Origin of the sequence: Salibacter sp., assembly GCF_031581065.1 — a bacterium.
In the GTDB taxonomy this organism is placed as follows: Bacteria; Bacteroidota; Bacteroidia; order Flavobacteriales_G; family Salibacteraceae; genus Salibacter.
The window spans coordinates 56,005-81,583 of record NZ_JAVLBN010000005.1; the positions used below are offsets into that span (position 1 = coordinate 56,005).

General features: G+C 40.4%; 27 protein-coding genes. 8 read left to right on the forward strand and 19 right to left on the reverse strand.

Features of this window, described 5'->3' with window-relative positions:
- Nucleotides 1-256 precede the first annotated feature (256 nt).
- The gene (locus RI557_RS02490) at nucleotides 257-712 is read left to right on the forward strand and encodes a hypothetical protein (protein ID WP_310667412.1); all 456 of its coding nucleotides are present in this window, start codon (nucleotides 257-259) and stop codon (nucleotides 710-712) included.
- A gap of 36 nt (nucleotides 713-748) precedes the next feature.
- Here the strand turns inward: RI557_RS02490 and RI557_RS02495 are convergent, their stop codons facing one another.
- Nucleotides 749-2,482, reverse strand: coding sequence for an OmpL47-type beta-barrel domain-containing protein (locus RI557_RS02495; protein WP_310681866.1), 1,734 nt, complete (start codon nucleotides 2,480-2,482; stop codon nucleotides 749-751).
- A 112-nt stretch (nucleotides 2,483-2,594) separates the two neighbouring features.
- On the opposite strand from RI557_RS02495, the gene RI557_RS02500 reads away from it, so the two are divergent.
- On the forward strand, nucleotides 2,595-3,860 hold the full coding sequence (locus tag RI557_RS02500; protein WP_310681868.1) for an aspartate kinase: 1,266 nt from the start codon (nucleotides 2,595-2,597) through the stop codon (nucleotides 3,858-3,860).
- A gap of 3 nt (nucleotides 3,861-3,863) precedes the next feature.
- On the opposite strand, the gene RI557_RS02505 is transcribed toward RI557_RS02500, so the two are convergent.
- From RI557_RS02505 to RI557_RS02545, 9 genes are all read right to left on the reverse strand, one after another.
- Nucleotides 3,864-4,802: an NAD(P)-dependent oxidoreductase gene (locus RI557_RS02505; RefSeq protein ID WP_310681871.1), complete on the reverse strand. Its 939-nt coding sequence runs from the start codon at nucleotides 4,800-4,802 to the stop codon at nucleotides 3,864-3,866.
- On the reverse strand, nucleotides 4,799-5,572 hold the full coding sequence (gene rsmA / locus RI557_RS02510) for a 16S rRNA (adenine(1518)-N(6)/adenine(1519)-N(6))-dimethyltransferase RsmA (RefSeq protein ID WP_310667416.1): 774 nt from the start codon (nucleotides 5,570-5,572) through the stop codon (nucleotides 4,799-4,801). The genes RI557_RS02505 and rsmA overlap by 4 nt, the downstream gene beginning before the upstream one ends.
- On the reverse strand, nucleotides 5,569-5,889 hold the full coding sequence (locus RI557_RS02515; RefSeq protein ID WP_310667417.1) for a DUF4286 family protein: 321 nt from the start codon (nucleotides 5,887-5,889) through the stop codon (nucleotides 5,569-5,571). Before RI557_RS02515 ends, rsmA begins: the two co-directional genes overlap by 4 nt.
- The gene (locus RI557_RS02520; protein ID WP_310681873.1) at nucleotides 5,886-7,712 is read right to left on the reverse strand and encodes a tetratricopeptide repeat protein; all 1,827 of its coding nucleotides are present in this window, start codon (nucleotides 7,710-7,712) and stop codon (nucleotides 5,886-5,888) included. Before RI557_RS02520 ends, RI557_RS02515 begins: the two co-directional genes overlap by 4 nt.
- 7 nt (nucleotides 7,713-7,719) lie before the next feature.
- Nucleotides 7,720-8,268 carry a hypothetical protein gene (locus RI557_RS02525; RefSeq protein WP_310667419.1) on the reverse strand — a complete coding sequence of 183 codons (549 nt, stop codon included), beginning with the start codon at nucleotides 8,266-8,268 and terminating at the stop codon, nucleotides 7,720-7,722.
- Between the two features lie 4 nt (nucleotides 8,269-8,272).
- On the reverse strand, nucleotides 8,273-9,541 hold the full coding sequence (gene serS, locus RI557_RS02530; protein ID WP_310667420.1) for a serine--tRNA ligase: 1,269 nt from the start codon (nucleotides 9,539-9,541) through the stop codon (nucleotides 8,273-8,275).
- Between the two features lie 118 nt (nucleotides 9,542-9,659).
- Nucleotides 9,660-9,917: a 50S ribosomal protein L27 gene (rpmA, locus tag RI557_RS02535; protein ID WP_310667421.1), complete on the reverse strand. Its 258-nt coding sequence runs from the start codon at nucleotides 9,915-9,917 to the stop codon at nucleotides 9,660-9,662.
- A 20-nt stretch (nucleotides 9,918-9,937) separates the two neighbouring features.
- Complete coding sequence (gene rplU / locus RI557_RS02540; protein ID WP_310667422.1) at nucleotides 9,938-10,525, reverse strand: 50S ribosomal protein L21; 588 nt, start codon at nucleotides 10,523-10,525, stop codon at nucleotides 9,938-9,940.
- Nucleotides 10,526-10,598: 73 nt separating this feature from the next.
- Nucleotides 10,599-11,510, reverse strand: coding sequence for a DMT family transporter (locus tag RI557_RS02545; RefSeq protein ID WP_310681877.1), 912 nt, complete (start codon nucleotides 11,508-11,510; stop codon nucleotides 10,599-10,601).
- 114 nt (nucleotides 11,511-11,624) lie between these two features.
- On the opposite strand from RI557_RS02545, the gene RI557_RS02550 reads away from it, so the two are divergent.
- From RI557_RS02550 to secA, 4 genes are all read left to right on the forward strand, one after another.
- Nucleotides 11,625-12,320, forward strand: coding sequence for an ABC transporter ATP-binding protein (locus tag RI557_RS02550; protein ID WP_310667424.1), 696 nt, complete (start codon nucleotides 11,625-11,627; stop codon nucleotides 12,318-12,320).
- Nucleotides 12,317-12,868 carry a cob(I)yrinic acid a,c-diamide adenosyltransferase gene (locus RI557_RS02555; RefSeq protein ID WP_310667425.1) on the forward strand — a complete coding sequence of 184 codons (552 nt, stop codon included), beginning with the start codon at nucleotides 12,317-12,319 and terminating at the stop codon, nucleotides 12,866-12,868. Before RI557_RS02550 ends, RI557_RS02555 begins: the two co-directional genes overlap by 4 nt.
- Before the next feature lie 95 nt (nucleotides 12,869-12,963).
- Complete coding sequence (locus RI557_RS02560; RefSeq protein ID WP_151168724.1) at nucleotides 12,964-13,185, forward strand: DUF2795 domain-containing protein; 222 nt, start codon at nucleotides 12,964-12,966, stop codon at nucleotides 13,183-13,185.
- Nucleotides 13,186-13,375: 190 nt separating this feature from the next.
- Nucleotides 13,376-16,771 carry a preprotein translocase subunit SecA gene (secA, locus tag RI557_RS02565; protein ID WP_310681879.1) on the forward strand — a complete coding sequence of 1,132 codons (3,396 nt, stop codon included), beginning with the start codon at nucleotides 13,376-13,378 and terminating at the stop codon, nucleotides 16,769-16,771.
- Between the two features lie 13 nt (nucleotides 16,772-16,784).
- Here secA and RI557_RS02570 read toward each other — a convergent pair whose 3' ends face one another.
- The 8 genes from RI557_RS02570 to RI557_RS02605 form a co-directional block, all read right to left on the reverse strand.
- Nucleotides 16,785-17,900 carry a hypothetical protein gene (locus RI557_RS02570; RefSeq protein ID WP_310681881.1) on the reverse strand — a complete coding sequence of 372 codons (1,116 nt, stop codon included), beginning with the start codon at nucleotides 17,898-17,900 and terminating at the stop codon, nucleotides 16,785-16,787.
- Between the two features lie 198 nt (nucleotides 17,901-18,098).
- Nucleotides 18,099-18,359, reverse strand: coding sequence for a phosphoribosylformylglycinamidine synthase subunit PurS (gene purS / locus RI557_RS02575; protein WP_310667428.1), 261 nt, complete (start codon nucleotides 18,357-18,359; stop codon nucleotides 18,099-18,101).
- Nucleotides 18,360-18,411: 52 nt separating this feature from the next.
- Complete coding sequence (locus RI557_RS02580) at nucleotides 18,412-19,284, reverse strand: CDP-alcohol phosphatidyltransferase family protein (RefSeq protein ID WP_310667429.1); 873 nt, start codon at nucleotides 19,282-19,284, stop codon at nucleotides 18,412-18,414.
- A 36-nt stretch (nucleotides 19,285-19,320) separates the two neighbouring features.
- Nucleotides 19,321-20,229 (reverse strand): DUF5777 family beta-barrel protein, encoded by a 909-nt coding sequence (locus tag RI557_RS02585; RefSeq protein WP_310667430.1) that lies wholly within the window; start codon nucleotides 20,227-20,229, stop codon nucleotides 19,321-19,323.
- Nucleotides 20,226-20,771, reverse strand: coding sequence for a YceI family protein (locus tag RI557_RS02590; protein ID WP_310667431.1), 546 nt, complete (start codon nucleotides 20,769-20,771; stop codon nucleotides 20,226-20,228). Before RI557_RS02590 ends, RI557_RS02585 begins: the two co-directional genes overlap by 4 nt.
- 3 nt (nucleotides 20,772-20,774) lie before the next feature.
- Nucleotides 20,775-21,161 (reverse strand): OB-fold protein, encoded by a 387-nt coding sequence (locus tag RI557_RS02595; protein WP_310667432.1) that lies wholly within the window; start codon nucleotides 21,159-21,161, stop codon nucleotides 20,775-20,777.
- Between the two features lie 6 nt (nucleotides 21,162-21,167).
- Complete coding sequence (locus RI557_RS02600) at nucleotides 21,168-21,536, reverse strand: hypothetical protein (protein ID WP_310667433.1); 369 nt, start codon at nucleotides 21,534-21,536, stop codon at nucleotides 21,168-21,170.
- A gap of 14 nt (nucleotides 21,537-21,550) precedes the next feature.
- Nucleotides 21,551-22,540, reverse strand: a complete 990-nt coding sequence (locus RI557_RS02605) for a cation diffusion facilitator family transporter (RefSeq protein ID WP_310681883.1) — start codon at nucleotides 22,538-22,540, stop codon at nucleotides 21,551-21,553.
- 68 nt (nucleotides 22,541-22,608) lie between these two features.
- Here RI557_RS02605 and RI557_RS02610 point away from each other — a divergent pair, with 68 nt between their 5' ends.
- A complete protein-coding gene (locus RI557_RS02610; RefSeq protein ID WP_310667435.1) occupies nucleotides 22,609-23,712 on the forward strand; it encodes a PorV/PorQ family protein in 1,104 nt (367 codons plus the stop codon).
- Nucleotides 23,713-23,766: 54 nt separating this feature from the next.
- Nucleotides 23,767-24,792: a glycosyltransferase family 9 protein gene (locus RI557_RS02615; RefSeq protein ID WP_310681885.1), complete on the forward strand. Its 1,026-nt coding sequence runs from the start codon at nucleotides 23,767-23,769 to the stop codon at nucleotides 24,790-24,792.
- Here RI557_RS02615 and RI557_RS02620 read toward each other — a convergent pair.
- Nucleotides 24,773-25,525 carry a glycosyltransferase family 2 protein gene (locus RI557_RS02620; RefSeq protein ID WP_310667437.1) on the reverse strand — a complete coding sequence of 251 codons (753 nt, stop codon included), beginning with the start codon at nucleotides 25,523-25,525 and terminating at the stop codon, nucleotides 24,773-24,775. The genes RI557_RS02615 and RI557_RS02620 overlap by 20 nt on opposite strands.
- Nucleotides 25,526-25,579 lie beyond the last annotated feature (54 nt).

Below are 25,579 nucleotides of genomic sequence, written 5' to 3' on the forward strand. Positions count from 1 at the left end.
CCTTTGATAGGCTTTTTCTTCCCTAGATTTTAAGGGCAAAAATAGCAGAAAGGCTTAACTCCTGTTAACAAAGCCTAAAAAAAAGAATTACTCGAATTTAATTTAGACTCCTTCTAAATTACATATTTTCATCATGAATATTTTACTTTAGCTAAACATTCTTCGTTACAAACTTTACTAAAACAATCATCTCATGTTAATTACCAGATATTCGGTATTGCTTTTTTCCGTTTTTTTGTTTTTCACAATTGACGTTATGCCCCAAAATACGCTCAATTGGAATGGATCTGACCAAAAAATAAAAGACACAATTCACCTCGATCAAGATTCTATTTCTTTAGAAACTACTGAAAAACTCGATAAGCTATCAAGGTACTACGACCAACACACTTTAGAGAAAAAGAAAATGGATGGCTTTAGAATTGAAGTTTATTCAGGAAGTGGAGCCAATAGCAAACAAAAGGCCAGGGAAAAACAACTTGAATTTCGCTCAAAGTTCCCTAACATTCCGGCTAATTTAGTTTGGAGCTACCCTAACTTTGAAATCAATGTGGGTAATTTCAGATCCAAAGTTGAAGCTGAGGGTGCTTTGATAGAAGTACAAAAAGAGTATCCGTTTGCTTTTGTGAAAAAAGACATGATTGACCCTCCTGATCTCGATAAAAAAGAGAAAAAGTCAACCGATATAAAAAACAAAAAGGCATCTGATTAAGATGCCTTTTCTGTTTGGTATAATATGTAAAGAAGCTTAGTCCTGTCTGCCTACGTAGAATTCAAAAGTTTCTTCAGATTCGTTACCCAGCATATCGCGAGCTACAACTTTCACTTCATACTTCTTCTTCTTTCTAAATCTGCTCAACTCAGAGATATCAAGTGTTTGCGGACTCGAGTATTGACGTAGAGGCTCTCCATCAATTGAGTAGAAAAGTTGTTTCGTACCAGTGTGCTTATCAGTAGCTCCAACATACATCCTCACGTAATTAGGATAAATGTTTTTGTCACCTTTCTTTCCGATAGGATCAATGCTGAAATTCACGAAAATATCAGGAGCAGTATTATCTACAAATACATTACTCGTCTTTTTCGACTCTTTGTTATTCACATTATCAGTAGAATAGAATGCAGTGGTATGATAGCCTTCACCGGGTATTGTAAAAGTAGAGTAATCTTTCTCTCCACCTCCGTCAATACTGTACTTTGTAGATTTAACCCCTGATCCAACATCACTTTTGAAAAGTGTCACTTCCGTTTCACTTGTGATAAATAGTGTGTCGCGATCAAAGAATTGCGGATTGCCGTATTTAATACCAGTCTCTGGTGACTTGTTATCCATGTAAACATTTAAGTAATGATTAGTTGAAAGATTTTCAACATTATCATTCGCATCGTACTTAACACTGTGCGTACCCAGCTTATTTGGAATATTGAAGTCACTTGAAAAAGTATTTCGGTTACCACCATCAATACGGTAATAGATATTTTTCACACCGGCTTTATTGTCGCTAGCAGTCAAGTTCACTTTTGTGCGAGGTGACACATATAAATACTTTCCTTTATACTGATCACCTACAACTTTAGAATTCACTTCTGGTGCAATTCTGTCGAGGTAAAACTTAAAAGACTTTTTAGTTGCCGTGTTGTCAACATTATCCTCAGCATAGTAATACAAAGTGTGATTACCATCCTTTAAACCTGCCATTGTAATTCTGCCGGGATAATTACGGTCAGATCCATTGTCGAATGAATAACGCGTCACCTTCACTCCGGCTAAGTTGTCAGAAGAAGATAGATTGAATACCGTGCTTGGGGCCAGAATATTTTCATTGTGTGTTATCCCATCAATAGAGTGACTTGAAGATGGTGCCGATAAATCGACAGTAAAATCTGATGAACGTGTATCTTCAGCATTTCCTACATTATCTGCAGAGTAATAATACAGCGTTTGAGCTCCTTCATTATTAGCCGCCACTTCATTTGAATACTTTGAGTAACCTCCACCCAATGCATACTGTGTTTCTTTTACACCAGAAACACCGTCTCGGGCAGACAAACTAAAGTTGAGCCCCTTTCCATAATAAACGGTTCCACCTTTTACATACTTAGGTGCTCCGGAAAAACGCAATGTTGTGCGAGGAGAAATTCCATCAGCATAAACTTCCATTAGGACTTCACGCTGTGGCCTAACCGGATCACCGGTTTCTGGGTCAACTGCCCATTTACTCCTAATGTAATTTATTCCTTCAGTATCGAGATACAAAGGATTCGCATCAGAAGGGTGGCTTTTACTTTTTAAAGGATAGTTTTTTCCATCCGGGGTGGTTGAGAATTTTAGGTAAAGTGGTAAAGATTTTTGAATATAATAATTCCCGTTAGCCTGATATACGACATTTTCGTAAGATGGCTTGTTCGGTTCTGACTGTGCAAAAAGTGAGGCTGATATAACCAAACCAGCCGCTCCCAGTAGTATTCCTTTGATATTCATATATGAAGGTTTTTCAAAATTCTGCATAAAAGTAATAAACTATCCGAATTTTATTAGCTATAGCTCAATTTTTACACATTTCTATTTCCTAAACTTATTCCATTTTTGTTGTATGAGAGTTTTCAAGTTTGGAGGTGCATCGGTTAGAGATGCTGAGTCGGTTAAAAATGCTGTACAAATCGCAAGAGAAGAAGGCAGTGGCCCTCTTCTCATTGTGGTGAGCGCGATGGGTAAAACGACTAACGCCATGGAGCGTGTGCTCTTTGAGGTTTTAAAAAACAGGAAGAATGCTCGTGCTATTTTCAAACAAATTCTTGATGATCACCTCGAGATAATAAATGCCCTTTTTGATTCAGAAGTCCAAATTCACAATGAAATAGAGTCATTGAGCGAACAGGTTTATGAAATAATTGATAATGGAAATACGGCTAAGCCCGATTATCTATATGATCAACTGGTTCCATACGGTGAGCTTTTGAGTACCAAAATTTTCAGCGAATATCTCAGATCTCAAAAAATCGATAATCAATGGTTTGATGCACGCGAAATTATCAAAACCGATTATCAATATAAATCAGCTAATGTAGATTGGAAAAGAACTGAGATTCAGGTGGCAAATACCATTGCTCAGTTTTTGAATAACTCGGCTTCACCAGTTGCTGTAACGCAGGGCTTCATTGCGGGGGCTGATGCGCTAAACCCTACCACACTCGGTAGAGAGGGATCTGACTATTCAGCTTCTATTTTTGCTTACGCATTACAGGCACAGAGTGTCACAATTTGGAAAGATGTGCCGGGAGTACTCAACGCAGATCCAAAAAACTTTAAAGAAACGACTCTTTTAAATCACATATCTTACAAAGAGGCTATTGAGTTGGCCTACTACGGTGCTTCAGTTATTCACCCTAAAACAATTCAGCCACTTCAGAATAAAAAGATACCACTTTACGTGAGGTCTTTTAAAAATTTCAGTGAGCCTGGAACACTTATCGATAGCTCAAACAGCAATGATGACACTGTACCATCTTTTATTATCCGGACAGATCAAAGATTGGTGTCAATTTCTACCCGTGATTTTTCTTTCATCGTTGAAGATCACCTGAGTGATATTTTTGAGGAATTTGCACGATTCAGAGTAAAGATCAACATGATGCAAAACTCTGCGATCAACTTTTCTGTAAGCATTGATGAAAACTCATTTCAGTTGAATGAGCTCATTGAAGAATTATCAAAACGTTACCAAATCCTTTACAATAAAGGGCTAGAGCTCTTAACAATAAGGCACTTTAACGATGAGATTTTCAAAAAACTCACTTCAAATCGAAAAATCTTACTGGAACAAAAAACGCGCAGTACACTGCGCGTTTTGATGAGGTAAGAGTTATTTATACTCGGCTAAAATCTTAGTAGCTAAAACTGTAGAAAGACGCTCGTAAGATTCAAAGGTCCAGCCTGCTATGTGCGGACTCAAAACTACCTGATCACTTTCGGTCAGGTGCTTAAATGAATCGGGTAGCTTTTTGTGATCGATGTTTTCAAAGCTCGACTTTTCATATTCTAAAACATCAAGGCAAGCTCCCATAATCAAGCCTCCCTTTAGTGCTTCAACAAGGTGATCAGTATTGACGATTTCTCCGCGTGATGTATTGATCAAATAAACCGCTTTTCTCGATTGAGAAAAAAACCTTCTATCAGCTAAGTAACGGGTGTCTTCAGTCAATGGAACATGAAAACTGATGATGTCTGATTTCTCTAGAATATCTTCATACGATACTTCTTTCACATGGTCAGATCCAAAACCGCTTTTATATTTATCATAAGCCAGTACTTCACAGCCAAATGAAGATAGTCGCTTCGCAAAAGCCTGACCCGTGTGTCCGTATCCGATGATTCCAACCGTTTTTCCTCCCAGTTCTATACCCCTGTTTTCTTCGCGGTACCAATGTCCTTCGCGTACTTCTCTATCGGATCTGACCAAATTAGTAAAGAGCGAAAGCAACATCGCCATTGCATGTTCAGCTACTGCATCACAGTTGCCTTCTGGTGAATTAAAAACCTTAACCCCTTTTTCATCAGTCAATTCCAGGTTTATGTTTTCTAGTCCAGAACCACTCCTGGCAATAAATCGTAAGTCTTTTGCTTTTTCGAGGAACTCTTCATCGATCTTGAACTTACTCCTAATCACAATACCCTGAACATCATTCAAAGCACTCAAAACCTCATCTCTATCCCAGTAAGTTCCATCAATACAATTGAATCCGCTTTTTGTTAAGTCCTGCCACAAAGCAGGGTGAACAGTATCTACAAATAAAACATTCATAGCTGTAGTTTTTCTATTTCTCTGGTTAATTTAACAAAATCATCTACCGATAGTTGTTCAGGGCGTTGTTTCAAAAATTCATTTTCAAATTCCTTTCCGGTCAGAGCCTTAAGTGAGTTCCTAATCGTTTTCCGTCTCTGATTGAAAGCCATTTTCACAATGCGTTTGAACAGCTTTTCATCACAACCTAAGTTTTGATTTTCTTTCCTTCTCAACAAGATAACTCCAGACTTGACCTTTGGTGGCGGATTAAAAGCTCCTTCATCAACGGTGAACAAATATTCCACATCATAGTAAGCCTGAATCAATACACTGATGACGCCATAAACTTTTGAGCCCGGCTTTGACGCTACTCGTTGGGCAACTTCACGCTGAAACATTCCGCCAATTTCCACAATCAAATCGCGGTGTTCCAGAGCTTTGAAAAGGATCTGACTGGAAATATTGTACGGGTAATTTCCGATTAAAGCAAATTGTTCCTTGAAAACCTGATCGACCGGAAAACGCAAAAAGTCTCCTTCAATGATGTTTTCTTCAAGCTGGGGAAAGTGATTTCTTAAATATGGAACCGATTCACGATCGAGTTCGATTACGGTGAGGTCAAGAGGCCGTTCTAAAAGATACTTTGTGAGAACTCCCATTCCCGGCCCAACTTCCAAAACTCTACTGTAGCCATCGAGCGATAGAGAATCAGCAATTCGTTGGGCTACTGAAAGGTCTTTGAGAAAGTGCTGACCTAAAAACTTCTTTGGTCTTACGCGTTTTGTCATTCAATTTTTGAGTTGTGGTCAACGACCTCGAGCAGGGTTCTGAATGCTACAAATTTATCTTTGTACCGTTCAGTGTGCTCTTCCTGAAGCGATTGAGCATGGTTGTTTTGGTAATCTTCCAGCGTCTTCATATCAGAACACAAATACTGGATAGAATAATTTGTTCCTTCTCCATCATCAACCATGACTTTTGACAGGCGGTACTCCTTAAACTTACCGGTACTCATTACATCAGGAATGTGTTGAGTAACCATGTACTTGTACCAGTCGTTCTCTACTTCTTTATCGATCTTAATCGTTACGTTGTAAATAATCATAATTCCTCAGTTGTTGAATCTCCTCTTAATTTCCTAAATCGCTTACGCGCTTCAACCACGTACAAACTCCCCGAGTAATCTGTTAAAATTTTTTGGTAGAGTTCGCGTGCCCTGTCTTCATTATTCAGATGATGTTCGTAAAGCTCAGCGAGTTTGAAGTGCGCATCATCCCCTAAAATATCATCTGAATAGTTTTTGATAAGCTTTTCAAGGTTTTGAGCCGACTCCTGGTATTCTCCCATTTTCTTATTGAGCTCATAGCGCTTCATCAAAATATCATCCTGGAGCGAATGACCGGGGTATTCAGCATCAATACTATCGAGGGTGGCAAATGCTTTAGAGAACTTCTTTTGTTCCAGGAGTAAATCGGCACGGGCAAACATCTCCATGGGTTTAAAAGTTGTGTCGATGATTGAGTTGTCGTTGATCAGATTTGACAAATACATGGCATCATTTGCGATCAGCTTTGATGTTGATCCTTTCAATACATCGAGCTGTGATCGAGCATAATCAAACTCTCCCGTGTAGTAATAGATTTTGGCTGCTTTGAATTTCGCCCTGTCTCCAAGCTCATCGTATTTAAAAGCTTTTTCGGCTTGCATGTAATACAACGCGGCATCCCACACCTGGTTCTTCACGACCAGGAAATCGCCCAGCTTTATTTTGGTCAGAGCCACATTCCTATCGCTCATTGTGAGGTTATCCAAATTATTTTCAAGCCTCGAAATTGCCGTGTCGAGATCGTTGAGCTGATATGCTTCAATCTCGGCCAGTTCGATTGATGACGATGCAATTAAGTTAGGTTCTGACCATTGACCGATAGCATCGAGGTATTCTTCTTTTAATTGACTGTATTTTTCAGTTGCGGTTTGCGGATCAAAATCAAGGTGCAGTTTACTTACCGTTAAATATTCCTGCAAAGCGCGATCGTAATACTGATTCTTTTTTCCTTTTTTGACCACGTATTTAAGTGCATCACGAGCTACATCAAACTTTTTGTTGTTGCGCGCAACATTGGCAAGTGACATGAGTCTGGACCCATTTTCATCAAGCCTGCGATCGAGGGCCTTAGCCTGGGCATAAGCTCCGTAAAAATCACTTTTCTGGAGAAACATCCAAATCAACATTTCCGCAAAAATGGGCTTATCAGGGTTGTCCTGAACTTTCTTGAGCAACTCCTGGCGTAACGTTTCCACGATCATTTGATCTTCTTCAAAGTCGATGATTCTGCTCAACCTCACCTGAACGCTCCGCTGATAGGATGGGTTTTTCTCGATGAGCTCGAGGTAGAGCTCTATCATTTTATCGTTTTGGCCCATTTGGCCATACAACTCGGCTATTCGCGAATTGAAAACGTAAAACCCTCGTATGTTTTTCTTGCCTTTTTCGTAAGCCTGAAGTGCGTACTGGTATTCGCCAATTTTAGTGAACTTATCAGCTACATTGATGATTTCACTCCGGTTGTTGCCGAGCCCTTTGATAACATCATCCCATGATTTTTGAGCTCTTCGATCGTCATCTTGTCTTTTGTAAGCCTGCCCCAGGGTGATCAATAAATCCAGATCGTTAGGCATTTTACGCGATGCCTTTTTCAGAAGGCTTTCTGCTTCATCGTAATCTTCTACATTGAATCGGCAAAGTGCCAGTCTTTTCAAATAAAAGGGCTGATCAGTATCATCGTAGAGTTTTTCGTAGTACATGGCTGCTTTGCTATACTCGCCATCAGCAAAGTACTGATCGGCAAGCTGCCGGTCCTGGGTTTGAGCTACTGTGGTTCTGACCGTGACAAATAGCAGAAGAAGGATGATACTAAATCTTACCATGCATTAGTTAACGGATTCCCTTGCGGTTGAGTTGTGTAATGAGTGAATCGGCAACCGGGTAAAAGATTTTAAACCTTTTTTGTGATCGATGGTACGATTTCACAACTTTATCTGTTGCCTGATTCATCTTCTTTGCTGCATCTTCTTCATCAGCGTAATACGCTTTTGCCTGTTCTTCCTCGAGCAGGTTGTTTCGGATATCAGCTTTCAAATTTTGAAGTTGTTCAATAGACTTTTCGAGTTCCATTTCAACTTTCTCGCGATTGTCGAGAACTATTTTCTTGATCTCTTCCTCTGTCATTTTGTACTCGCTCAAATTATCGGCTAAATACTTTGACATGGTATCGCGGTAATTCTTTTGGATAAAATGTATGTGTTCCTCAATCTTTTCTTTCTTCTCAGCTATTTCTTCAAAATCGAGACTATCCATTCTTTTTTGAGAATGCTCTAGCGTTACAATTAAACTATCGATTTTTTTGATCTGCTCCTGGTTTACATTTGAAGTGCAAGCCATCACAAGAATCCCTAAAACTGCAAAAAGTGTTGTTTTTATCATCTTCTTAAATTTTATCAAAGCCTGTAAAAGGCACGAGTGCTTTTGGTATCTTTATTCCGTCCTTTGTTTGATTATTCTCTAAAATAGCAGCGAGTATGCGTGGAAAAGCAAGTGCCGATCCGTTGAGTGTATGAGCCAACTGCATTTTTCCGTTTTTATCTTTGAATCTCGCTTTTAGCCTGTTGGCCTGGAATGTTTCAAAATTTGAGATTGAACTCACTTCAAGCCATTTATCTTGAGCAGCACTGTAAACCTCCATGTCATAGGTCAAGGCCGATGTAAATCCTAAATCTCCGCCACAAAGCCTGGCAACGCGATAGGGCAAGTCGAGTTTTTCAATGATAGAGCGCACGTAACTCACCATTTCATCCAAAGCTTCATAAGACTTATCAGGATGAGTAACCTGAACGATTTCCACTTTATCGAACTGATGCAGGCGATTCAATCCGCGAACGTCTTTTCCGTATGATCCGGCTTCACGTCTAAAACATGGTGTGTAGCCACAATGCTTGATCGGGAACTTCTTTTCTTTGATAATTACATCGCGGTAAATATTCGTGATCGGAACCTCAGCAGTTGGAATGAGAAAGAGATGATCGAGCTCGGTATGATACATCTGCCCTTCCTTATCGGGAAGCTGACCGGTTCCCTTTCCTGTATCCTCATTCACGAGAAGCGGAGGCATTACTTCAACATAACCGGCTTCAATCGCTTCATTGAGAAAAAACTCTTTCAGCGCTCTTTGCAATCGGGCACCTTTTCCTGTGTATAATGGAAATCCGGCACCGGTAATTTTATTACCGAGCTCAAAATCGATTAATTCAAACTCTTTTGCCAAATCCCAGTGAGGCTTAGGTTCAAAATCGTAAGTTGGCTTTTCGCCTATCTCTTCGATTATTTCATTGTCAGCATCGCTTTTCCCGGCAGGAACCATTTTGTTAGGCACATTCGGAACCTGGTAGAGCAACTCCTGAAGCTTTTCGTCAATCTCATTCAGCTTCGTGTGATGTTCCTTTACTGCTTCTTTGAGCTCACCTGTTTTGGCTTTGTACTCTTCTGCTTCATCTCGTTTTCCAGCTTTGAACAGCTCCCCTATTTTTTTGGAGATTTTGTTCATCTCTCCCTGTTCAGTATCGAGTTTCGTTTGAGTTTCTCTGCGCTCTTTATCCAGGCTCACGATATTATCGATCACCTCCTGACCATCAAAGTTTCTAACTTTTAATCGTTCGATGATTTCTTTTGCGTTATCTCTGATATAGCTCAGTTGAAGCATGGTAAGTATTTTGCTGTAAAATTAAGATTAATAGGAGTTATTCCAATCCCTTTGGGGGTGTAAACAAAAAAATCCCGATCAAAGCGACCGGGATTTCTCAAAAAATAAATTATTTCAACTACGCTTCATTTTCTACAGAAACGAAGGATTTATTTCCTTTTCTACGTTGAAATTTAACAACGCCATCGGTCAATGCGAAAAGAGTGTGATCTTTACCCATTCCTACATTTTCACCTGGACGATGTTTAGTTCCTCTTTGACGAACGATGATATTCCCGGCTTTGGCATCTTGTCCGCCATATATTTTAACACCGAGTCGTTTCGATTCCGACTCGCGACCGTTTTTAGTACTACCTACACCTTTTTTATGTGCCATAATGAATGAGGTTTACTGTTTTATTCTTTATCTTCTTTTTTAGTTGAAGTTGATTTCTTCGTTGAAGTACTTTTAGCTTTTGTAGAAGATGGTTTCTTAGCTGAATCTTTTGAAGCCTTTTTAGTACTTGTCGACTTTTTAGCAGAAGTAGAGGTAGACTTTTTCTCACCAGTCGACTTCTTAGCAGTAGTCTTTTTGGCGGTAGAAGCTTTCTTTTCAGAACCCTCTTCTTTTTTAGCCTTAGTTTCTTTCTTTTCTTCTGCCGGCTTAGCTTTAGCAGCTTTTTTGGCACCGCCTTTTTCGCTGATTGACTCAACCTGGATTGAAGTCAAATACTGACGATGGCCTTTTTTCTTCTTATAGCCTTTTCTGCGCTTCTTTTTAAAGACGATTGTTTTGTCGCCTTTCATGTGCTCGAGCACTTTTGCGGTAACTGAAGCTCCGCTGATAGCTGGGGCGCCAACATTCACTTTTCCATCGTTGTCGATAAGAAGAACGCGATCAAAAGATACGCTTTCACCTTCTTTATTCTCTAAACGATGTACAAAGAGCTGTTGATCTTTCTCAACCTTAAACTGCTGCCCTGCTATTTCTACAATTGCGTACATCTCAATTAAATTTTAACTGTTACTTTTTATTGTAAAAGGGGTGCAAAAATAAATATTTTCTCCTTGTTAGCAACTACTTAGACCTTTTAAATTTGCGATTGCTATTAATCAGGCTCACACCTAATAAAATAACAGCTGCAAAAACGGCCTGTATCGCGTTAAAGTTTTCACCGTCAAGTACACCCCAAAAGATAGCAAATACCGGAATCATATAGGTGACACTCGATGCAAATAAAGCACTCGTTTCTTTGATCAACATATTGAAAATATAGACGCAAAGAGCCGTACCAACAACTGCCAGAATTGTCACGAAGCCAAGACTTTTGTACGTTTCTGTGCTACCAACAGCGAGTTTATCGACAAAATCAGTAAATCCAAAAAGGTAAACTCCAGCGATTATTCCAACTGTAAAAAAAGACAATGAGGTAACCGCCATTGGGCGTACATCCTGCAAATACATTTTAATCAGGTTCACATTTACACCATAACTCGAAGCTGCAATAACAGGTAAAATCGCGTACAGAGAAAAAGACCCCAAATCAAATGAATCTGACCTAAAAGCTATGAGTCCGGCTGCACCTACAAACCCGGCAATCACCCCCAAAATACTCATCGGCTTAAACGTTTGTTTAAAAACGAGAACAGCGAGTATCAATGTAAAAATAGGTGTTGTAGAGTTGAGGATACCACTGAGTGAACTGTCTATATTCGTTTGCGCTTTTACGAACAAAAAATACGGCAGTAAACTCCCAAAAATCCCGGCCAGGAAAAACACCCAAAAACGCTTCCCTCTCAAATAACCAAAGTATTTCACAGCAAATGGAGAAAGAACAAGAGCCACACAAAACACTCGATAGGAAGCTATCTCTTCAGGAGTAAACGAAATGAGTCCTTTCTTCATGAGGATGAAAGATGATCCCCAAATGAAGGCCAGGAAAATCAGCGTTACCCACTGAACTACTTTATTGCTAAAATCGATTTTCATAAGTCGCGCAAAAGTAGCCGAAACAAATCAACTCCAATGCGCTTAAGCATTATTTCAACCGCTTGTGTATTTTTTATTTTCTATCGGTCAGAGCCCATTACATTTGTTCACAATATGGAGAAAATCATTGAAGTAAGGGAAATAGCACGAGAATACAGTATTGGAAACCAACTCGTAAAAGCGCTTCAATCTGTTTCTTTGACTATCGACAAAAATGAGTACGTTGCATTGATGGGGCCTTCAGGCTCTGGAAAATCAACACTCATGAACATTTTGGGCTGTTTAGACACCCCCACTCGCGGTGAGTATATCTTAAACAGCCAGCAAGTAAGCCAATTGACAGATGATGAGCTAGCAGAAATCCGCAACAAGGAAATCGGTTTTGTTTTTCAAACATTCAACCTTCTCCCGCGGTATTCGGCTCTTGACAACGTAGCTCTGCCTCTCGTTTATGCTGGCATGAAGCGATCTGACCGAAACGAAAGAGCTCAGGAAGTTCTCGAACTAGTTGGTTTAAAGGATCGCATGGATCACAAGCCAAATGAGCTTTCTGGCGGGCAACGCCAACGTGTTGCAGTAGCTCGTGCACTCGTAAATAAACCATCCATAATTTTGGCAGATGAGCCAACAGGAAACCTCGATTCCAAAACATCTTATGAAATAATGGCGTTATTCGATGAAATCCATCAAAATGGGAATACCGTAATTCTCGTGACGCACGAAGAGGACATTGCCCAACACGCAAGGCGAATCGTTCGTTTGATGGATGGATTAGTTGAAAGTGACACAGTTCAAAATCAGAAAGAATGAAAATATATACCAGGTCAGGAGATAAAGGACAAACCTCACTCATTGGCGGGACACGCGTAACAAAAGACCACGTTCGCATAGAAGCTTACGGCACCGTTGACGAGCTCAACTCATGGGTAGGAATGCTGCGAGACAGCAAAGTTGATGACCGTACTCATCAAACCTTGCTAGAAATACAGGACCGCCTATTCACAATAGGTTCGTCACTGGCAACAGACCCTGACGAAAGTCCTGAGACCAAACTCCCCGATTTAAAAGAAGAGGATATCACTTTTCTCGAAAAAGAAATGGACTTCATGGACGAGCAACTACCTCCAATGAAAAACTTCATTCTGCCCGGTGGACACACCACTGTATCCACATCGCATATTTGCAGAACTGTTTGCAGGAGAGTTGAAAGAAGAGTTATTTCACTGTCAGAACACGAATTTACGCCACCACTCGTTCAACCTTACGTCAATCGACTGAGCGATTACTTTTTTGTACTTTCGAGGTACACCGCAAAGCAATTAAACGCAAAAGAAATAGCCTGGAAGCCTCGCAAATAGAAGGCTTTAGACTTTTTTCGCACAACAATTGTGCATGTAACTTAAAAAACTACTTTTGCGTTTTGAAAATGCCTAACAATTAACACAATTGTACTATGTATTGGACGCTAGAACTTGCAAGCTATTTAGAAGATGCTCCATGGCCCGCAACCAAGGATGAGCTAATCGATTACGCACTGCGTACAGGAGCTCCTCTCGAAGTGGTTGAAAACCTTCAGGAAATTGAAGATGAGGGCGAGCAGTATGAAACTATAGAAGAAATTTGGCCAGATTATCCTACCAAAGAAGACTTTTTCTTCAATGAAGATGAATATTAATGGCCATTGCTTAATAATACTCTGAGCCGTTTCACGCGAAACGGCTTTTTTTGTTTTGGCCCTTTTTTATTCAAGCAGGTGGATCTGACTTTTTAAAAATTAAATTTAAACAGATGAATAACCTTAACTTTGTGGGCCATTTTCCAGCAAAACCACTTTACTATTCAAATACTGATAATTAAAACACGATATGTTAGAAACGGTCACTAAGGCTATACAGAAGATCTTTGGAACGAAAAGTGAAAAAGATATCAAAGCCATTACCCCCATCGTAAAACAGGTTGAAGAGGCATATTCTAAACTGCATAGCTTGAGCAATGATGAACTTAGAGCCAAGACCACTGAGTTTAAAACCACCATTGAGGAAGAAATAAGAGACGAAAAAAAACACATTACTGAGCTCAAAGAAAAAGCAGAATCTGATGAAGTAGATATTCTCGATAAAGAAGACATCTACAACGAGATCGATAAAATTGAAGAGGATATCACGAAAAAAATTGACAATGTCCTCAACAAAATTTTACCTGAAGCTTTTGCCGTTTTAAGAGAAACAGCAAAACGATTTAAGGAAAACGAAACAATCGAAGTAACAGCCAGCGAATTCGATCAGGAGCTTGCTCAAAACCGTGACTCAATCCAAATTAGTGGTGATAAGGCTATTTGGAATAACAGTTGGGATGCGGCAGGCAATAAAATCACCTGGGACATGATCCACTACGAGGTTCAGGTCATTGGCGGTATCGTTATGCACCAGGGTAAAATCGCTGAGATGCAAACGGGTGAAGGTAAAACGCTTGTGGCTACGCTTCCGGTTTACCTGAACGCATTATCTGGACGCGGTGTACACCTCGTAACAGTAAACGATTACCTCGCAAGAAGGGATGCTGAATGGATGGGCCCTCTTTATGAGTTTCACGGATTATCAATCGACTGTGTTGACAGGCATCAACCAAATTCTGAAGAGCGTAGAAAAGCTTACCAAGCTGATATCACTTATGGAACTAACAACGAATTTGGATTTGACTACCTACGTGACAATATGGCTAACTCGCCTGAGGATCTCGTTCAGCGCAAACCAAATTACGCCATTGTCGATGAAGTTGACTCGGTTCTGATCGATGAAGCCAGGACACCACTCATCATTTCAGGACCAACTCCAAAAGGTGATCAACACATGTTTGACGAGCTCAAACCAAAAGTTGAAAAGCTCGTTGGCGAACAGCGCAAACTCGTGAACAACCTGCTCACTGAGGCAAAGAAAAAACTGAGCGAAGCTGATAAAACTGAAGACAAAAAAGCGGCTGGTAAAATGCTCCAGGAAGGCAGGCTTTCCCTATTCAGAGCCTATCGCGGTTTACCCAAAAACAAGGCACTCATCAAGTTCCTCAGCGAACCGGGAATGCGTCAGCAACTGCAAAAAGTTGAAAACCATTACCTACAGGATCAGGGAAAAGAAATGCCGTTTGTCGATAACGAGCTTTTCTTCGTAATCGATGAAAAACAAAACTCTGTTGAGCTCACTGAAAAAGGAATCGACCTTGTAACATCAAACACTGACGACAAAGACTTCTTCATTTTACCCGATATCGCTACTGAGCTTTCTCAAATCGAGAAATCAGAAAAGCCAAATGAAGAAAAGGTTGAGGAAAAAGAAGCGTTAATGAACGATTTTTCAGTGAAAACTGAGCGCGTTCACACGGTAGATAAGCTTCTCAAGGCGTATTGCATGTTCGAGAAAGACGTGGAATATGTCGTGATGGATAATCAGGTTAAAATCGTTGACGAGCAAACAGGCCGTATCATGGATGGCCGTAGATACTCTGATGGGCTACACCAGGCGATTGAAGCGAAAGAAAACGTAAAAATTGAGGACGCTACTCAAACTTACGCAACTGTTACGCTTCAAAATTACTTCCGCATGTACAACAAACTTGCGGGTATGACCGGTACTGCTGAAACAGAAGCCGGTGAGTTTTGGGAAATTTACAAGCTCGATGTAGTGGTAATTCCAACGAACAAACCGGTTATTCGCGATGACAGGCAGGATCTTGTCTACAAAACAGCCAGAGAAAAATTCAACGCTGTTATTGAAGAAGTCATTCGCCTGAGAGAAGAAGGAAGACCAATTTTGGTCGGAACCACAAGTGTTGAGGTTTCAGAGCTTCTCAGCCGGATGTTGAAAATGCGCAAGATTGAGCACCAGGTTCTGAACGCGAAAAAACACCAGTCTGAGGCCGAAGTTGTTAAAAATGCAGGTGAACCAAAAACAGTAACCATTGCCACAAATATGGCAGGTCGTGGTACTGATATTAAGCTTACTGAAGAAACTCGCCAGGCCGGTGGTTTAGCAATTGTTGGTACTGAGCGTCACGAATCAAGGCGTGTTGACCGCCAGTTACGTGGTAGGGCCGGTAGGCAGGGTGACCCGGGCTCATCTCAGTTTTTTGTTTCGCTCGAAGATAATTTGATGCGTTTATTTGGATCTGACCGTATAGCGAAACTGATGGACAGGCTTGGACACCAGGACGGAGAAGTGATTCAGCACCGTATGATTTCAAACTCCATTGAGCGTGCTCAAAAGAAAGTTGAAGAAAACAACTTTGGTATTCGTAAAAAGCTTCTCGAATACGATGATGTGATGAACCAGCAGCGTGAAGTGATCTATGATCGCAGGAAACACGCACTTTACGGTGAACGACTCAAGCTCGATATAGCCAATTCAATGGTTGAGCTGGTTGAAGCTATCGTTTACGATTATCACGCGACAAAAGACTTTGATGGATTCAATCTTGAATTGATCAGTTCTCTACATATTGAAAGTCCGATCAGTGAAGACGAGTTCATCAAAAAGCAGCCGAAGGACATCGTTGAGCACATCGTTGAAAAAGCGGTAGCCAACTATCAAAAACGAACTGAGGAAATGAGCAAGATCGTTTATCCTGTGGTTAAACGTGTTCATGAAGATCCTAAAGCGAACTACAAGACGATTGCCGTTCCATTTACTGATGGAAGAAAATCACTTCAGGTAGTTGCTGATTTGGAAAAGAGCTATAACACTGAAGGTACTGAATTAGTAAATGCTCTCGAAAAATCTGTTACACTCGCAATGATCGACCTCAACTGGAAAGATCACTTGCGCGAGATGGACGAGTTGCGTCAATCGGTTCAAAATGCCGTTTACGAACAAAAAGATCCACTTTTGATTTACAAGTTTGAGTCTTTTGAATTGTTCAAACAAATCATGCAAAAAGTGGGTCGCGAAGTGATCTCATTCCTGATGAAAGCTACTTTGCCACAGGCTGAGGATGCTCCTGTACAGGAAGGAAACCGCGTTCAGGAAAAGCAAAAACAACCTGAGCTGCAAACACAAAAAGAGGAACTTCCTTCTCAGTCATCAGGACCGCAATATCACGATCCTTCTCAAAACAAAGAGCAACCAAAACCTCAACCGGCTAAATCTGAAAAGACTTACGGCAGAAATGATAAAGTAACGGTCCTTAATCTCACTACAGGTGAAGAGAAAGAAGTGAAATACAAACAAGCTGAACCGCTCTTAAAAGGCGGACAGTGGAGAATTAAGGAATAGTGACCTAAAGAAATTAGGTCATATCAAAAGTTGCAATAAACCAGGGGCGCTCAGTGAGCGCCTTTTTTTGTTCCTCATCTAGTGTGATACTGTGAGTAACAATATTATTTGGACTTGCTTTATATACTTTACTCACCCAACCTAACTTTCCTGAGTTAACCAGCATTTTAAGAGTTGGATCTTCACTGTCAAACCAAAGTAGAGAAAACTTCAGTTTGAATTTAGCCAGCAAACTCTCCATTAACCTGATCAGAAACTTTTCATTCCCGGGAGTTGTATAAACATGGTCAAAGCTGAGAAAACGAAGGTTTTCAATATCGAGAACAGCTTTATCGAGACCGGTAATTTTGAGTCCGCGAGTAATTGCCTGGAACATTGGTGAACCAACATTTTCAACATGAAACATGCAGTCATTAACCTGGCAACCGGCAATTATTTTTCCATCATCATCGCGCACCACAAAGTAGTTATCATGATGAAAAAGGTATTCAAAGTGAACACCGTTATGACCCGAGTAAAATTGACTGAGCAATTCTTTTACTTCACTGCGATCTTTTTCATCTATAACCTCTTCAAAATCAACCGTCTTTTTGGGCTTTAATCGCGAAAAAGGAATTGTTTCAAACCTGCGTGAAGTTTGGAAGTCAAACCCCATTGCATGATGCAATGAACGCATGTTATCAGGTTCAATATATGCATAGTGATAAGCCGGTGCTTCAGTAGTTTCGTTGTAGTTAATACCATGTTCAGACGGGTGTCTTGTCATGATATTGGCAATAATCCTGCGAAAAACATTATCGCTCGAACGTTTCTTCTTTTCCTGTGAAGACGTTTTAAAGATTTTATCAAAAGCGAAATACCGGATATAATAAGCATTGGCCATGCCAAAGCTCATTTTTGTATCGTAATGAGCGAGCGATAGATTTCCCAACATTTTCTCACCCCGGTACAGGCTCAGGTGATAAGGATGATGCATAAATTTGAGACGATCCTCTACTCTACCGTGGCGATAGATAAGGCCTTTTGTTCCAAGAACAGTACTGTCGATTAAACGCTGTAAATCGATAGGGACTTCTTCAGTTGTTAGCTTCAACTGAAACGAACCTTTTTCAAAAAGTGCTTTTTGCATATCCTTCTGTTAGGGCTGGCACATGGGTGTGCTCCTTACTAAATTGAAAGCAAAATAAATCGTATGCTCGAAACTGCCAAATGAAGATCGTCAACAAAGTGAGTTTGAGACCAGGTTATGACACATCAATCATGATGTGAAACGAACAATGAAAGGAGTCACAGGAGTTTAGCACAATAGGGGATCTGACCAAAAAAATTACGCCTCTTGAAGTTCAACAACTTCAAACTCGTAATATTCCATGATTTTGTTCGCTAGTAGCTTATCGCAAGCTTCAGTAGTTTTTTCTTCAGCCTCAGCCTTAGAATCAGCTTCTACTTCAAGCGTAATATGCTTTCCAACGCGAACATTATCCATCATACTCAAACCCAGGTTTTTTAGACCACTCAAAACAGCCTTTCCCTGCGGATCTAAAATTACTTTATGTGGCATTACATCAATTGAAGCCTGAAATTTCATGTCCTTAAATTTTAATTTTTAACTGATTCCAAATCGCTTATCAAAAGGTAACTTATTGTCTTGCTTTGTTTACGAGATGAATAATCAGCGAGTAAATAATGTACAAAAGTATAATAATGGGAATGATGGTGTAATCAAAATATGGATAATATGGAACCCGAAACCAACTTTGGTATGGCAACCAGGTCATGATCAGAGCCAGAAACACCAACCCGATAAAAATGATACGTGCTTTATTAGGTCCTTCCCACTTGAGGTTTTTGAATTTGAAATTGAGAAGCGGGAAAGGAGCAACGAGTAATATGCTGCTCACGATTGCCAGCACAATATGAAACCAGGGATTCCACAAAAGCAGAATCAGGTGGAAGTCATACGGTTGCCACCAGTAATGAAGCTGAACCAAAGCGCTCATTGCTTCATCTGTATCGAGCGGATTATAAAAGTTGAGCCCATATTGAGTGGCCATGATAATGGAAAAGGAGCTGATAAGAATTGCATTAGCAGGAGTTGGAACTCCTATAAATACATCAGACTGTCGCTCATCGATATTGAAGATCGCTAACCTCAGAACCGAAAAAACGGCTACCAACAAGCCGAGTCCTTCCAGGATTTGATGATCGAGCGGGCGCTCGAAAAATGGAGTAAAATAATCGCCAAAACCAATACTGATCCACTGATAGAGTAAAATACCCGGCAACACACCAAATGTGACAGCATCAGCGAGGGAATCGAGTTGTTTCCCTAACTCGCCACTCACTTTTAGAAGACGAGCAACCATACCATCAAAAAAGTCAAAAATCGCTGCTAAAAGGATAAACGCTGTACTCCACAACATTTCAGCTTCAAATGCAGCGATGATCCCGAGGCAACCGCAAACGAGATTACTCAGTGTAAGCGAATTTGGTATAGCAGCTCTCCAATTCATAGCTGCAAATATAGCCGAATCATTCTGCCTGCCAGCTTATTTAGATTTTCTGAAAGATTTTGGTTTTACGATTGTAAAAACTCTGGAAATATTGAACCCAAAATGAATATCACCATCGAGTGGGTTTCCTGTTGTTTGTGTAATGAATCCGTTTTCAACCATTGGAGTAGAATTTGTCACGTGAAGTTGGAAAACATGTCCGCCAGTTTCAATATCGACACCAATTGCGATTGAGTTTTCGTAAAAGTCCTGGATCTGATCAGGTAAAACGTAGTAATACTCACCGGTAATCGCCACACGATTCGTTATTTTTACACGACCCCCGCCACCAAGGGCAAGCACATCGTTACTCAGGTCTTCATTTTCGACTAAGTTACGGTGGACGAAAGTTGGCATTAATTGCAGAGTAAGCGATTTTGAAAATTTACGCCCAATGATCAGTTGATGGGTGTAAGCCAATCGGGACGAAAAAAGGTTGTCGCGATCAGGATTTTCCCATTTGAGGGTATTGACTTCAGTTGTGGCTAAATACTGGAGTGAAATGGGCATTTCTTTCGCTCCTGTTGACTGGCGGAGTATTTTGGCTCTGACAAAGCCATCATACGTTTTATCAAACGAGCTTCTTCCAACACCAACCATCAACCAGTCTGTAATACCGTAATCAAACCCTAAACGAATCGTAGCCTGATCTAATCCAAACATCTCGTAAATCCCGGTGTTTACAAATCCAAAACGGTGTGCTATTCGAAAGTCGAGAACTCCTTTTGGGGTTGACTTGAGAGAATGCGAATTGACAATTCGGGTAGATTTATAAGTTGATCCCACATAAACAGTTTCTTCTTCCTGATCGAGCATGGAAAGCATGCTCGTGTCATTTTGAGAAAAGAGAAGATTTCCAGAAAAGATGAGTAGCGTTGCAAGGCAGAGGTTTAGCTTTTTTTTCATCGCTTGAACTCTTTGTAATTCATGGATACTTTAATCTTGATCACTTTGGCGATTTTATCGCGAACCACATCCGGGATTTCTATATCAAAATCTGACGGACTCACGGTAAACTGCGCTTCGCCTTTTATTCCATCGTCAATAATGAAGTAACCACTGGTTTTAATTTCTTTGGTGACTCCATGAATCGTGAGTTTTCCTTCAACATTTACGGGATATTCGCCTTTTGTAGAAAAATCTATGTTTTCAATGTTGGTGAACTTTCCTTTAAATGTTCCTTTGGGGTACTCGTCACTCTCAACATAGTTTTCGTTGAAGTGCTCCTGCATGAGGGCCTTTTCAAATTGAAAGGATTTCATGGGGACAGAAAACTCACCAGCTCCCGTTTCAACATCAAAAATACTCGATGCTGAATTTGAGTGAGCTTCTATATCTTCAACCGGTGTTGAGCTGTAAAAACTTATTTCACCACTTCTCGTGAAATACTTTTGACTGTAAGCCACTGTTGACAATACAGTAAATGCAATTACTAATAACTGTTTCATAGTTTATTTGATTAATACACCTCTATCTATTCTTACCTCCTGAAAGAGATCGTCATACCCGGTGCAAATTCCTTTTATCTTAACTCTATCTCCTTTATTTATTTTCAGCTGATCACTTTCCATGCTACATGCTGCTCCGGGCAACAAAACTGTTGTCGTGCTATCGCCCTCTATTGATTGAACCTCACCGGTGACCACAACAGCTTGATCGAGGAACATCTTTTTGGCGCTATCCGGGCTCTGACCGTAAAACGCCTGAAGAGAATCTGAAGTCAAAACGAGTTTAGTATCCTCGTTTTCAACATCACGGTGCGGTTTGTTCCACTGGTATATACCATAAGCTGCAACAACTAACACGGCAATAACCAAAGCGATTAAAAACTTTTTCATAGCTCTTTAATTTTGTGGTGCTCCATCCATCAACCAACTCCTAATTTTTTGCTGGTTGCAAGTTGACAACGGGCCGGATGGCGGCATACTTTTTTCTTCAAGAACACGCTGTTCCAGCAAGCCATCATCGACATAGTTTTTTACTGAAGAATAATCATTAATTGTCGCCAGACCAGAATTACCATCATGACAACCAGAAAGCGCACAATTATCCAAAATAATCGTTTCTATTCCTGAGGCATAAGTAATTGAGGTTGTATCGCAATTTGACGAAGATTCTTTTTTTGGATAAAGCTCCTCTTCGTTGTTGTATTCACACGAGTCGATTAAAAACACTATCCCCAAAAGACATAAAGTCGTGATAAACTTGTTCATTCTCTTATTTTCGTTTAAGATTTTTGGTAGGCGTGTTTTTGGTTTTTTATAACGTTGGAATAATTCCAATCGATCTTTTCTTTAAATGCGTGTTTCCGAACCGGGCAATCTTCAATTAAACAATAAGCACAGGCTTCCTCAATGCAGGGGTCAACATGAATAAACATCTCTACTTTTTCACCGGCAAAATCATTCACAACCTTATTTACCTGTTCAACTTCATCGTGCATTCTCTCTACATCGAAGTAATACGGTAAGGTCAAATGTGAATCGATATGCAACATTGCCCCATATTTCACCACTCTAAAGTTATGGATATCGATCCATTCAGGCTTTCTATTCCTGTTTAAATGACGAACAAGCTCGTTGATAAGTTGTTCGTCAGCTTCGTCCATGATACCTGCAACAGATTTTCTCACTATTTTAAATCCGCTGAAAGCAATTATTCCCCCAAAGATAATAGCGAGCGCATTATCAATCCATGTATAGGGAAAAAAATAGAGCAAAATAAGCCCCACCACTAAACCTATTGTAGAATACACATCACTGAGCAAATGATTCCCACTCGATTCAAGTGCAAGTGAATTTACTTTTTTACCGCGTTTTTTGAGAATTAGCCCCATAATCAGGTTGACGACTCCAGCAAAAATCACAATGTACAGGCCATAATCAACTGCTCCCAATTCACGTTCTTCAGTAAACCCATAGACTGATTTTACAATCATGATAACACCTGCGGTCAGAACCAAACTACCCTCAACACCGGCTGATAAAAATTCAGCTTTCCCGTGACCATAAGGATGATTTTTATCACGCGGCAGAGAGGATAAATAAAGTGCATAAACTCCAATACCAGCTGCGATAACATTGACAATGCTTTCAACAGCATCGGTCAAAATCGCATTTGAATTACTGATCCACCAGGCACCAAACTTGATCAACATAAGCCCGGTTCCGACCAGCAATACAATTACCTGAATATGTAAGTTCTTCTTTTCTCGCACTTCAATTACAATTAAGGCAATTTTTTTAAGCTAAATGAGTTATTCACTTAAATTTGCTCACCCGCGAAATGAAAAATGCCTTTCTAAAATATTTATTTCTTCTCGCAATATTGGGATTTTCAACTTCATATTTTGCTCAGGAAACGAGAAAATACAGTAATGAATTCCTCAGTATTGGTGTTGGAGCACGGGCTCTTGGCATGTCAAACTCAGTTGTGGCATCGAGCAACGATGTTCATTCAGCATACTGGAACCCGGCCGGTTTAACAGGTGTAACAGGAAAAGTGCAGGGATCTCTCATGCACTCTGAATACTTTGCGGGCATTGCCAATTTCGATTACGGAGCAGCAGCAATTCCTATTGAATCTGGTGTAATTGGCATATCACTCATTCGGTTTGGGGTTGACGATATACAAAACACTGTTAACCTCATTGATCCCAATACCGGCCAACCCGATTACAACCGAATTGAAAAGTTTTCTGCTGCTGATTACGCAGCATTGATCTCCTTTGCTAAAAAGTTGAAAGTTGAAGGCTTATCAGCCGGGGGAAGTGCTAAAATTATTCACCGTCAAATTGGCGACTTTGCTGAGGCCTGGGGTTTTGGCATTGACCTGGGAGTTAAGTATGAAAATAGCAACTGGCTTGTTGGTGCCTCTGCCCGAGACGTAACCTCCACCTTCAACGCCTGGAGCTACAGCCTTGACGATCGCACGAAAGAAGTCTTCCTGCAAACCGATAATGAACTACCACAAAACGATCTCGAAATCACTCCTCCACGCTTGATTGTAGGCGGTGGATACAAAATCTTTTTTGGGAACGACAAATTCAGGTTACTCCCCGAACTCAATGCTGATATCACTTTTGACGGACAGCGCCAAACGGTTATTCAGTCAGATCCTGTGAGTGTTGATCCACACTTTGGACTTGAGTTCAGCTACGACAAACTCATTTACCTGCGTGGTGGTGTTGGCAATTTTCAACGCGTGAAAGCTGAAGTAGGCAACTACAAGGAAACAACTTTCCAGCCAAACCTGGGAGTTGGACTTTACTTGCGCAATATTCTTGGTCTGGGAGATTTAGCGATCGATTATGCCCTTACCGATGTTGGCTCAACATCAGGACTACTCTACTCAAACGTTTTTTCTCTCAAGTTCCATATTCACGATTAAGCTAATGGTCAGAACCAGAATTGTTAGCTTCGCGCCAACTTTTTATCGAGTAGTATGAATCCGAAAGTAAGGGTATTGATCATCAGGTTTAGCTCCATTGGCGACATCGTGCTCACAACTCCCGTTATCCGTTGTGTCAAACAACAACTCAACGAAGGGAACATAGAAGTACACCTCATAACCAAAAAACAGTTTGAACCAATCGTAAAAGCCAACCCTTACCTCGATGAAGTGATTTACATCGATAATAAAGTCAGTGAAGTGGCTGATAAACTCAAAGATGTATGGTACGACTACATTTTTGACTTACACAACAACCTTCGATCTGCACAGGTAAAACGGCTAATAGGCACTCTGGCATTCACTTTCAAAAAACATAACATAGAAAAATGGCTCTATGTAAATTTCAAGATCAACAGGATGCCCAAAAAGCACATCGTTGATCGATACATGGACACAACAAAAGCTTTTGGAATTGAGAACGACAATAAAGGACTGGATTATTTCATCCCAAAAGACGAATTTCTCGATAAATCTTCACTGTCAGAACCATTTTCAAAGCAATATGTGGCTATTGCCATTGGCGGACAACACGTAGGAAAGGTGATGCCTCCATCAAAAATCATTGAAATATGTGACAAGCTTCCACTACCCGTCATACTACTCGGTGGGCCAGAAGATAGTGAAACAGGCAGGCTAATTGAACAAGGTTCTGAAAATGAAATAAAAAACACCTGCGGAGAACTGAGCATAAACGAATCAGCTAGTTTAGTCAGGCAGGCTGAAGTGGTCATTTCACACGATACCGGCTTAATGCACATTGCTGCAGCTTTCAAAAAGCCCGTTATTTCCATTTGGGGTGCTACAGTTCCTGAGTTTGGAATGTATCCTTACATGCCCGGGATCGGATCAAAAATCATTGAGCCAAAAGACAGCTGGGATCGGCCCTACTCCAAGCTGGGTGATAAAAAGTGGTATAAGCCACCGTTTAAAGGAATGGAAAAAATCGATGTTGAGGAAGTAAGGCAAGCTGTTGAGGAAGCTCTGGATCTGACCAAAGCTAACGAACCGGACGCCTGAAAATCCTAAATTTCGTCAATCCTATTTTTTGGATACGATAGGCCAATGACGTCCAAAGGACTCCAATTCCGTAAACTGAAGACCGCTTAAAATTGATCGATGAAGCTTCATCAAAGTATTTTGTAGGGCAAGTCACCTCAGCTATTTCATAACCGGCAAAGCAAATTTGCGCCAACATCTGATTATCGAAAACAAAGTCATCAGAATTCACATCAAAATCAATACTTTCCAGCACTTCCCGAGAAAACGCTCTATAGCCTGTGTGGTACTCTGAAAGCTTTTGATTCATCAAGAGGTTTTGAGTAAGTGTCAAAATTCTGTTTGCAATGTACTTGTAAATCGGCATGCCGCCTTTTAGAGCTCCTTTTCCCAAAATGCGTGACCCCAACACAACCTGATAAAGATCATTTGCAATGATGTAGCACATTGAAGGAATCAACTTAGGCGTGTATTGATAATCGGGGTGAACCATGATAACAATATCAGCACCAATTTCGAGAGCTTTATTGTAGCAGGATTTCTGGTTCCCACCGTAACCTTTATTTTTTTGATGAGTGATGATATGATCAACCCCTAGATCTTTTGCAAGCTCTGAAGTATTATCCTGGCTCCTGTCATCAACAAGAATAACCTCGTCAACAAGGTCTCGAGGTATTTCGTTATAGGTTTTTTCAAGGGTCCTTGAAGCGTTGTAAGCAGGCATTACAACTACGACCTTTTTATTGTTAACCATCGGTTCAAGTTTGCGGCAAATATATACGATTAAGTCAATAAAAAAGCCCGGAAG